Below are 10,970 nucleotides of genomic sequence, written 5' to 3'. Positions count from 1 at the left end.
GTCGTCAACCGAGACAAAGGCATTGTCCATGCGTGCCGCGACGACGCGCGCCGCGTCAGCGACCGCCAGTCCTTTCACCTGCCGGAAACCGAGCCGGACGGCGTGGCGCCCAGAATTGCCGATCCGCTCCAGCGTGCAGTCCCATCGGGACCGATTGATGCAGACCGGCCGCACCTCGACGCCGTGGGCTGTCGCATCGCCGACAATCTGCGCCGGCGCGTAAAAACCCATCGGCTGCGAATTGATGAGCGCCGCGCAAAAGGCTTCCGGATAGTGGCATTTGATGTAGCTCGAGGCATAGGCGATCAGCGCGAACGAAGCCGCGTGGCTCTCCGGAAAACCATAGGAGCCAAAGCCTTCGAGCTGGGAGAAGGTCTTTTCGGCGAATTCCGGCGCGTAGCCGTTCCTCACCATGCCGGACACGAGTTTGTCCTTGAACTGCGAGACGCCGCCGGTGAACTTGAACGTCGCCATCGACTTGCGCAGCTGGTCGGCTTCGCCACCGGTAAAGCCGGCGCAGACCATCGCGACCCGCATCGCCGACTCCTGAAACAGCGGCACGCCGAGCGTCTTGCTGAGCACCGCTTCCAGTTCCGGCGTCGGATATTCGACTGCCTCCTTGCCTTCTCGCCGGCGCAGATAGGGATGCACCATGTCCCCCTGGATCGGACCGGGCCGGACAATTGCGACCTGCACCACGAGGTCGTAGAAGGTCCGGGGTTTCAACCGCGGCAGCATCGCCATCTGGGCGCGGCTTTCTATCTGGAACGTGCCGAGCGTATCGGCCTTGCGGATCATCGCATAGGTCGCAGAATCCTCCTGCTCGATTTTCGAGAGATCAAGATCGCGGTCCTTGTGCTCGCGGATCAGATCAAAGGCCTTGGCCATGCAGGTCAGCATCCCAAGGGCCAGGATGTCCACCTTCATGAATTTGAGGGCTTCGACGTCGTCCTTGTCCCACTCGATGATCTGACGGTCCTTCATCGTGGCCGGTTCGATCGGCACGAGATCGTCGAGCCGATCATGAGTGAGGACAAAACCGCCGGGGTGTTGGCCGAGATGGCGCGGGGCGCCCATCAGTTGCTGTGCGAGCTTCAAAGTCAGCCCAAGACGCCGGTCGTCTGGATTGAGATTGAGCTCGCGGACATTGCGATCGCAGACCTCTTCCGACCAGGACCACATGCCGGATGACAGCGCCTTGATCACGTCCTCCGGCAGGCCGAGCGCCTTGCCGACATCGCGGATCGCGCCGCGCGCCCGGTAGCGCGTCACGGTGGCGCAGAGCGCTGCCTTTTCTCTGGTATAGGTTCGATAGATCCACTGGATCACCTCCTCGCGCCGCTCGTGCTCGAAATCGACATCGATGTCCGGCGGCTCGTCGCGCTCCTGGGATACAAAACGCTCGAACAGAAGGTCGTTGGTCGAGGGATCGATGCTGGTAATGCCGAGGATGTAGCAGACGGCACTGTTGGCGGCGGAGCCCCTCCCCTGGCAGAGAATGCCTTGAGACCGGGCATAACGCACGATCGAAAAGACGGTCAGAAAATACGGGGCGTATTTCATGGTACGGATGAGATCGAGCTCGTGCCGCACGACCTTCAACACGTCGGGCGGTAGTCCCTCCGGATAGCGATCGGGCACGCATTGCCAGACATAATGCTCCAGCGAGGCCTGAGCATCCTTGCCCGGCACGATCGCCTCCTCCGGATATTGGTAGGTGAGTTCCTCGAGCGAGAACGTGCAGCGACGGACGATCTCCATGGTTCGCGCGAGGGCTTGCCGGTATCGCGGAAACAACCGCTGCATTTCTACGGGCGGCTTCAGGTAGCGATCGGCGTGGCGCTCGCGTTCGAAGCCGACTTCGTCGATCGTCGTGCGGGTTCGGATGCAGGTGACAATGTCCTGCAACTGCCGGCGGCCTGGTTCATGGAAGAGGACATCATTGGTGACGACCGCTCGCACCTTAAATCGTGTTGCGAGATTTGAGATCTCATGCAGCCTCAGCTGGTCGTTCTGCCTGCGCCGCAGACAAAGCGATACATAGGCCCGATCCCCAAACAGCTCGGCCATCTTGCGCAGCTGGATCGCGCAGGCGTCATCCGGCAGGTCCGGTACCAGGACGCCGATCATGCCGTCGGCGTAGGCAATGACATCGTCCCAGTGGAGGATGCAGTTGTTCTTGCCACCGCGCGACTTGCCGAGCGTGATGAGGCGGGTCAGCCGGGAATAGGCAGCCCGGTCGGTCGGGTAGACCAGCACCGACATGCCGTCGGCCAGATCAAGCCGGCAACCGACAACGAGGCGTAAGCCGGTGGCGCGCGATGCTTCAAGCGCCCGGACGATTCCGGCAAGCGAATTGCGGTCGACAACGCCGAGGGCTTCGATGCCAAGAGCCTTGGCCGTTTCGAACAGTTCCTGCGCCGAGCTTGCACCGCGCAGGAACGAAAAATGGGTCGTGACCTGCAGCTCGGCATAGCTCATGCGAAGATCCCGTGCACGAACCAGCGGTGACTTCCGGTTTCAGGATCGATGCCATCACCGGAGCGAAACACCCAGAGACGCTCGCCAGCCTCGTCTTCGATGACGAAATAGTCCCGCACCGCCTCCATCTCCGCGTCGCGCTGCCACCACTCGCCAAAGATCCGCTCGGGCCCATCGGCCCGCTTGACCTTCCGCCGCTTGCCGCGCCAGGTGATCGAAACCGGCGGGCGGTCCGGTAGCAAGGCGATTGCCTCGATCAGCTCCGGACGGGCCAGCAGCCGGACCGGCCGGCGCCAATGGCTGACCCAGGTAACCTCGACCGGATCGGCAGCAGGACTGATGCGCTGGACGGAGCGCTCTGGAACGTCGGAGGCAACCGGTGCCACCCGATAGACGCGCTGCCCGCGGTTGCCGTAGATATCGATCAGCGGCGTCACGTCCTTCACTTCCTCCTCGACCAGCGAGGAGGATTTCTGGCGCTCCTCCAGGGGCTCAGCCATCACCGCGACCAGAGTGAGCTTTTCGATCCCGAAGCCCGGCTCGATCTTCTCCGTCCGGTCGCGAAACAGCTTGGTCAGCCAGGCGACGTCGCGCACCGGCTTCACGGTGCCAGCGCGGATCGCCTGCCGTGTGCCATCGACCTTGTCGACGATCAGGTCGGCGCGCCGGACACCAAGGCCGCGCCTTTGCAGCTCCTCGATCAGTTGCACGACCAGCCGGCCGACATATTTGTTGATGGTTTCGGCAGCACCGATCGGTTCGGCGAAGGCGCGGCTCACCTCGATGAGCTCGGCGGTGCGGATCGGATCGATCGGTTCGCAGGCGCGGCCAAACATCTGGTCCAGCCGCCGGCCAATCTCCGGGCCGAAACGAAGGGTCAGCGGCGCGCGCGGCGTGTTGGCCAATTCGCCGACGGTCTGGAAGCCAAGCGTGCGCAGATCGCTGATGACTTTCCCGGGAAGGCGCAGCAACGATATCGGCAGCTTCTCGACGGCGCGGACGGTCTCACCTGAAGGCACTATGACCGTTTCGCGGCTGATGGCACGGGCGCAGGCGTGTGCTGCACCCCAGGTGTCGGCGATCGCGACCCGGGGAGTGAGTTTCCTTGCCAGGAACTGATTGGCGATCTTCGTCACCATCGGCAGCTCTCCGCCCTGCAAGTGATCGGCACCCTCTGTGTCCATGACGATTCCATCGATCCCATCGACCGCGACGATCGGCGAATAGAGCGTCAGCGCCCAGAGCGTGATCCGTCCGAGTGCCGCGGCATCCATTGCAGTATCCGCATCGACCAGCATCAGGCCACGGAACAGCGCCTGTGCTTTCGCCGCCGGCATGCCGACATGCACGCCGGCCTTTCGGGCGGCGGCGTCGGCGGCCGAAACCCAGCGTTTCGAGCCGCTCCTGGCGATCACGGCGATCGCCTGTTCAGGCGGAATAGACGGATCGGCGCGACGAATGCGATCCGTCGGCAGATCCGGAAGATAGATCGAGACGACCCTTGTCATCGCACGCCCTCACGAGAAACTCAGCACATTCACCCGCTTTCACGCGCATCAATTCCAGCAACCATTGAGCCCTCCCCACACCCGGCACTGGCAATTCCTCCGACGGCATGACGCTCACCCGCCACCGCGTGGTCGATGCCGTCGGCTGCCCGAAGTCATTGGCCTCCGTCTGTCGCCGCCAACGTCGGACGGCAAGCGCCATCGTGCCCGTTCGCTCGGCCGCCAGCTGCAGCCGGCGCGAGCTGACCATCGGCAGGCGAACGAGTTCACCGACGACGGCGCCGAGCCCGCCAAAGGACAGCCCTTCCTCCATGTTTGCCAGAACGTCTTCCTCCTTGTCGGACTCGACAAAGACCACCCGGTCGGGATGGAGACCGACCTGGGCGAGCCCGGGAAAGAACAGGTCTGGCCGCGTCAGGCACCAGACGATCGGGCCTTTGGTGCGGGCCGCTATGCCGGCTGCAAAAAGAGCAGCGGCCGCACCATCGACGGTGCCCGATCCACCACCGGCAAATTCGTGAAGCGCGCCATGAGCAAGGCCGCCGCCAGGCAGAACCGCATCCATATCCGGCACGCCAAATGGCAACCAACCGGCTTTTTTCGCCGTGCTGGTTTCGAGCAATGCAATACGCTCCCGCAGATCGCAGATTACCCTTTCGCGGGCAGCAGTCATTGTTCACGGCTCCCTTCAAGGTCGTGTTGGCAGGGCGACTTCATGTCGTGCAAATGTCAATGTTCTGTTTTTGTTCCCATATGAGAAAGGAGTCAAGGCGGCAAAAACGTACGAGTATTGTTCCGAACATTAGAAGTTCGAGATTCTTCATGAGAATCAGGTGAATAGCTGCGACCAAGAAATTTCGCTGGCTTCTGCAGTCTTATCTCCTGATCGGTGAATAGCGGGGACAATATAGGGATAGTCACAGTATTATTAAGGTTTTTCTGATGAACTGGCCGGATGACGAGGCCTCCGAGATCAAAACCCCTCCTTCGCGACACCGAGCCGCCGATCCGCTCAAAGCCGCGCAGGAAGCGTAATCCAGCTCAACCACAGCTCCTCTTCGATCCCATACCTGATCGCGTCGAGCCGGCGCTGGCCCTATTGAAGGCTAAGCCTCCCACCGGAAACGAATGGAGTTGGGAGCTGAAATGGGATGGCTATCGCCTTGCGGTCCATATCGAGCCCCAGCGGATCCGGATCCTTACTCGCGGCGGCCACGACTGGACACATCGGTTTCCGGCCATAGAGCAGGCCGCCCGAGCGCTGGGGCCGGCGACGATGATCATCGATGGGGAAGCCGTCGTGCTCGACGATGAGGGGCGGCCGGATTTCGGGCTGCTGCAGCAATCGCTGGGTGCATCCGGCAAACAAGCTGGCAAGCGCGCCTCCCACGCCGTCCTATACGCTTTCGATCTTGTTTATCTGGATGGGCACGATCTGCGCGGTGTTGAATACCGTTCGCGCCGACACCTTCTCGAGGACACGATAAACGGCCCAACGAATGAAGCCAGCGCCATTCGGATATCAGAAACACTCGATGCCGAGCCAGCTGTCCTGCTTGAGCATGTCTGCCGCCTCGGCCTGGAAGGCATCGTCGGCAAGCGCCTCGATCAGCCCTATCGTTCGGGCAGGACCGGGGATTGGGTGAAAGTCAAATGCGTACAGAGCGAAGCGTTCTTCATCGTCGGCTATGAGAGGTCGACGGCATCCCCTGCCGGCTTCGGCTCGTTAGCGCTTGCCGCCTACCGCGATGGCGATCTCGTCCACGTCGGAAGCGTCGGCACGGGCTTCAAGGGAGCCGAGATCATCCGGTTGCGGAAGATGCTGGACACGCTGCGATGGAAGCGAAAGCAGCCGCCCCTGCCCCATTCCGGAACTGCCGACATTGTCTGGGTCCAGCCTACCCTGATCGCCGAGATCGAGTTTCGCGCCTGGACATCGGACGGGAAACTCCGTCATCCGTCGTACAAGGGCCTGCGGGAACGGCAAGACAATGCCGACGTTTACCAGCTCGACTAGCGAAACAAGCGACATGCGCTAGAGTAGCCGTATTTGGTCGAAGCGGAGGGGGTCGCATGTGTAATCTCTATCGGATGGAGGACAAGGACTGGGTTTCAAAATGGGCTCAGGACGCCGAGAGCCTCATCAACCTCATGCCAGCCTATCAAATGAACCCCGATCAGATGGGACCGATTGTCCGCAACTCCGCTGATGGAAGGAGACAATTGGCACATGCGCGTTGGGGTCTTCCCTCGCCGCGGTTCACCTTGGAAAAGGCCGCCAAAGCCAAGGCCGAAAAACTGAAAGCCAAAGGGAAGCCCGCCGATCTTGAAGAGCTCATCCGCATGGAGGCGGACCGCGGCACGACCAACGTCCGCAAGCTCACCTTCCCACACTGGAAACGATGGTTTGGTGTCGAGCACCGATGCCTCGTCCCGGTCACCAGCTTCGCCGAACCCGATCCCGCCAGCCAGCAACCCGGCGGGAACGTGCCGAACGCCTGGTTTGCGCGCGACGAGGAAAAGTCGCTGATGTTCTTCGCCGGCATCCATGTCCCGCAATGGCAGAGCGTCCGGAAGGTGAAGGATGGGCCGACGACCGACGACCTCTATGGGTTTTTGACCACTGATCCCAACAATCTCGTGAAGCCGATCCATGAGAAGGCGATGCCTGTTCTTCTCCTGACCGAAGAGGAGACCGAGGTGTGGATGCAGGCGCCATGGGACGAAGCCAAAGAACTGGCACGACCTTTGCCAGATGATGCGTTGATCATTTCGTCGCGCGAACCGTACGGATCCACGATCGTGTCCAAATCCGGAGAGCCCATTGGGAAATGATCGCGCCAGGATCATGCTCCGTGGTGGAACAGTACGGAGATCGTCTTATCACGACGCATATCAACGACAATTTTGGCGCAACCGATGATCATCTTCTGCCCTTCGATGGGCGGATCGACTGGGAAGCCGTTACACGCGCAATCGCGGCAACAAAATACGAAGCACCGCTCAATCTGGAAACCCACATAGACCGATATGGCATGGCCGAGGGGCATTTTATCAGCGAGCGCACAAAGTTGCCGTTCGACTTGAAGAACAGATTTCGGCCTATCGAGGCATGCCTCGCAATGATCGACAAGCTGGGCAAGTCCGCGGTGTCTTGTGACGCTGTCCTCCGGCGAACGGCATCGTGAGGGGATGCGAAACATTCCTGCTGCTGGAATTCGTTCCCTGTTCGGGCTAGTTATGGCGCTCAGCCCTTCGAGGAACCCAGGAACGGATAGTGGAATATCATATGCTTGAAGTGCAGCAGAGACAAAATCTCAGCGCCGCGGCTACTCGACTCCTGGACTATATCGAGCGACATCCCAATGCCGTGCTCGTCAGTTCTGCTCTCGAGCTAGCTGCGAAGATTGACGCATCCGACGCCACCGTTATCCGATCAATCCAGACGCTTGGCTTCGATGGGCTACCTCACCTCAAGACCGTGATCGCAGAGAAACTCGACGAGGGTGCCCGTACACCGGTAGAAAAGGTGGGCGTGACCGTGAGTGAGTTGACACAGGATGGAAGCCGGCCTCCGCTCCAAATGGTGGTCGAGGCCTATGCCAGGACACTGGAGAGACTGTCGCGACCGGCATTGCCAGAGCAGTTTCAGTCTGCGGCGCACCTCCTGAACGATGCCAGCCGGATCGGCCTCCATGGCGGCGGGCCGCTTTCCCGTCTGGCGCAGCAGACCGCAACGCATCTTGGCCGAATAGGCCGTGCGAATTTCGTGATGGAGGGTACCGGCCACGCCTTCGCCGACGCACTGCTCGGCCTGCAGCCAGGCGATGCGGTAGTCCTCCTCGCCTACGGGAAGGTGCACAAGGAAAGCCTCCTCATCAAGGAGGAGCTTCAGCGTATCGGTGGAATACTCGTCGTCATTACCGACAACCCGACCGGTCGCCTCGCGGTTGGTGCTCAGGCCGTTCTGGAAGTGCCACGAACCGAGGTCGGCAATATGACGTTCTATGGAACGATCCTGCTCGCGCTTGAGACCCTTGTCCTGTCTCTTACCCAGCTTGGCCCGGATCAGGCCATGGAGACGGCGCGCCGACTTCGCGATTTTCGCAGTGAACTGGATCGCAGAACCTGAAAGCCGGACACTGCGTCGTCAACACTACGCTAATGATGAACGGGGATGACGAAGAATGGGGCCAATGGCTGGGAAGCCGACCGGGTCGAGCAATTCTGGCGATATTTAAACTTGATCGTTATTATCATGAATGGTAACAGCTACTACGCTGCGTAGTGGCCGGGCTCCGGAACACGATGTCATTCCACAGGCAGCGTCGCGCCGGACAGGCTGGGGCCTCATTCGGCATCGTCGTCATGTCGAGTTTAACCCGAGGAGCCTATTCATGATTTCCCGAAGAGCGGTGCTTGCCGCGTCCGTGGCGCTCGGCGCCGTAACGACCGTGCTCGGCCGCGCCGCTTTTGCAAAAGAGGAACGGATCCTTCAGATCACCTCGCCCCGAGAAATCACCAGCCTTGAGCTGGCTGACACCAGCTACCATTTCCGTAGGCTTCGGGTCGCCGAAACCCTGGTGACGATCGATCCGGACGGCAAGCTCGCGCCGGAACTTGCCAAAAGCTGGTCGGTCAGCGACGACGGTCTGAACTGGTCCTTCGTCATTCGCGAAGGCGTGCGCTTCCATGATGGTAGTGCGTTGACCCCGGAACTGGTTCGCGACGCGATCGAAGTCATGCGCAAGTCGCGCAACAATACCGAAATGGTGCCGCAACTGCCGATTTCGTCCGTGAGCGTTGCCGGTCAGTCAGTGGTTGTCTCTCTGACGAAACCGTTCAGCCTCGTGGCGGACTTCTTCACCGATGGCCCGGCCGTTATTCTGGCAAAATCCTCCTTTGCTCCTGACGGGACCGTCAAACACATCATCGGCACAGGGCCTTACAAGATCACCAAAATCGAGGGCAAAACCTCGGTGGATCTGGAAGCCTTCTCCGATTATTGGGGAACGCCAGCGCATATCGCCAAGGTACATTTCACCGGCGCGACGTCGCCCGACACGATTGCCAACATGGCAGAAGCGGGTCAGGTCGATCTGGTTCTCGGTCTGCCGCAGGCCTTGCGCGACCGGGTCGAAGGCAGCGGAAAGGTCAAGGTCAAGCAGGTCCAGACTGCGCGGATCAACGGCGTGTTCGTCAATGCAGGGGACGTGCGTTTCGATGACCCTGTCGAGCGTCGGGCGATCTCCCTGGCCGTCGATCGGCGAGGAATTGCCCAGGCACTGTTCGGCAATCCAAAAGCCGCCGCCAACCAGCTCTTCTCTGCTGCCTTTCCCGACTGGTACGATCCCGATCTGCCGCAGATCGAACGCGACGTGAAAGAAGCCGAGCGGCTACTGGCCGGGGCTGGCTGGACCAAAGGCCCGGACGGCGTCCTGACCCGCGACGGAACGCGCTTCTCGTTGACGATGATTGTCGGCAAGCAGCCGGAAGTCAAATCTTTGGCGGAAGCGATCCAGGCGCAGCTCGCCGACGTCGGCATCGAGGTCAAGCTCGAAAACGGCAACCAGGGACAAGTTCTGGAGGCCGTCGCCAAGGGCAGCTTCCTCTTCGGCCTCACGCGACGAAACTATGGTGCCGTGCCTGATCCCGTCGCCACTCTTGTGCTGGATTATGCCGAAAGCAATGCGGCGAACGCGGTGTGGAGCGGTGTGAATTACCGCAATCCGGACATGGAACAAGCCCTCAGCGACTATCTTGCCGCTCGCAACGAGGACCAGCGCGTAGCGGCTCGAAAGAAGATCCGTGCGCTCGTCAATGCCGATCTGCCGGTCATTCCGGTGGTCTGGTACGACTACAATGTCTCGATTTCCGACCGGATCGCTTTCGACAGCGTGCCAATCGATGCCCTCGAGGTCAGCTTCTGGATCGACCGCGTCAAATGGGCTAGCTGAGGCATGCCTGCCATGCGCGGCATTGCCGGAGCGGTTATCGGTCATCTGGTGGCTGCGGCAGGCGTTGCGTTTGCCGTTGCCAGCCTCGCGTTTGTCGCTGTGCAGATGGCCCCGGGCGATATTGCGTTTCGGGTTGCGGAAGCTCGTTACGGCGAGCGGATTTCCCTGCAGACCGTGGATCAGGCGCGCCAGATGACGGGACTGGATCAGCCCGTCATTCTGCAATATGGCCGGTGGGTCGGCTCCGTATTCACCGGACAGCTGGGACGCTCCATGATCAGTGGCCGCGAGGTCACGCCGGAAGTGTGGCAGAGTTTTCAGACGACGATGAGCATTGCGATCATCGGTGTCAGCGTCGCTCTTGTCCTGAGCCTGATGGTGGGTTTTGCAGCCGGGATGCGGCAAGACAGTATCTTCGATCGGGGATTCCTGGTCGTTTCTGCGGTCCTGTCATCAGTGCCGTCGTTCCTGCTCGGTATCATTCTGATCACGATATTTGCCATTGGTATGCGCTGGCTGCCGGCGGCCGGTAATAACCTGCCTGGTTACGCGATCCTTCCCTCCTGCACGCTTGCGCTTGCGCTGCTTCCGGAGCTTTCGCGCGTGGTCCGTAACGCCGTGGTCGCAACGATGCAGGACTTCTATCCGACCTATGGGCGGATCAAGGGCCAGAGCTGGTTGCGGATTATCTTTACACATGCGCTGCGGCCGACACTCGTTCCGGTGATTGCCTATTTCGGGCCGCTGGTCGCCCATACGATCGGCGGTCTTGTCGTCATCGACGTACTGTTCAACCTTGACGGTCTCGGAACGCGGCTGATCGACAGCGTTCTGGCGGCCGACATACCGATGGCGATGGGTGCGGGATTGCTGATTGGCATCTCCGTGGTCGCAATCAATGGTATCAGCGACGTCACGGTCAGGCTGCTCGATCCGCGGCTGTTTGTGGCGGGCCACCAGCCATGACGTTTTCACCGCTCGATCGAGTTACCATGAGGCCCCGGCGCATGCCGCCACTGTCGAT

The 10,970-nt window shown here is 60.8% G+C and carries 9 protein-coding genes; 6 read left to right on the top strand and 3 right to left on the bottom strand.

Annotated features, from left to right (window positions below):
- From RS75_RS24355 to RS75_RS24345, 3 genes are all read right to left on the bottom strand, one after another.
- Window positions 1-2,481: error-prone DNA polymerase (locus RS75_RS24355; protein WP_045025192.1), on the bottom strand; the 2,481-nt coding region annotated here is incomplete at its 3' end.
- Window positions 2,478-3,989, bottom strand: coding sequence for a Y-family DNA polymerase (locus tag RS75_RS24350; protein WP_045025191.1), 1,512 nt, complete (start codon window positions 3,987-3,989; stop codon window positions 2,478-2,480). The genes RS75_RS24355 and RS75_RS24350, both read right to left, overlap by 4 nt.
- Window positions 3,910-4,662, bottom strand: coding sequence for an ImuA family protein (locus tag RS75_RS24345; RefSeq protein ID WP_045025190.1), 753 nt, complete (start codon window positions 4,660-4,662; stop codon window positions 3,910-3,912). Before RS75_RS24345 ends, RS75_RS24350 begins: the two co-directional genes overlap by 80 nt.
- A 282-nt stretch (window positions 4,663-4,944) precedes the next feature.
- Here RS75_RS24345 and ligD point away from each other — a divergent pair, with 282 nt between their 5' ends.
- From ligD to RS75_RS24315, 6 genes are all read left to right on the top strand, one after another.
- Window positions 4,945-6,006, top strand: a complete 1,062-nt coding sequence (ligD, locus tag RS75_RS24340; protein ID WP_045025189.1) for a non-homologous end-joining DNA ligase — start codon at window positions 4,945-4,947, stop codon at window positions 6,004-6,006.
- A gap of 56 nt (window positions 6,007-6,062) precedes the next feature.
- The gene (locus RS75_RS24335) at window positions 6,063-6,824 is read left to right on the top strand and encodes an SOS response-associated peptidase (protein WP_045025188.1); all 762 of its coding nucleotides are present in this window, start codon (window positions 6,063-6,065) and stop codon (window positions 6,822-6,824) included.
- 20 nt (window positions 6,825-6,844) lie between these two features.
- On the top strand, window positions 6,845-7,177 hold the full coding sequence (locus tag RS75_RS24330; protein WP_139093125.1) for a TIM barrel protein: 333 nt from the start codon (window positions 6,845-6,847) through the stop codon (window positions 7,175-7,177).
- A gap of 89 nt (window positions 7,178-7,266) precedes the next feature.
- Entirely contained in the window at window positions 7,267-8,121 is an 855-nt protein-coding gene (locus tag RS75_RS24325; RefSeq protein ID WP_152643198.1) for a MurR/RpiR family transcriptional regulator, read from the top strand.
- Window positions 8,122-8,386: 265 nt separating this feature from the next.
- Window positions 8,387-9,946: an ABC transporter substrate-binding protein gene (locus RS75_RS24320; RefSeq protein ID WP_045025185.1), complete on the top strand. Its 1,560-nt coding sequence runs from the start codon at window positions 8,387-8,389 to the stop codon at window positions 9,944-9,946.
- Window positions 9,947-9,949: 3 nt separating this feature from the next.
- A complete protein-coding gene (locus tag RS75_RS24315; RefSeq protein WP_083198073.1) occupies window positions 9,950-10,912 on the top strand; it encodes an ABC transporter permease in 963 nt (320 codons plus the stop codon).
- The last annotated feature ends 58 nt before the right edge of the window (window positions 10,913-10,970 follow it).

The organism is Rhizobium nepotum 39/7, from assembly GCF_000949865.1.
Taxonomy (GTDB): Bacteria; Pseudomonadota; Alphaproteobacteria; order Rhizobiales; family Rhizobiaceae; genus Agrobacterium; species Agrobacterium nepotum.
The sequence above is the reverse complement of the archived record's forward strand: the minus strand, read 5'-3'. Positions and strand labels throughout refer to the sequence as shown.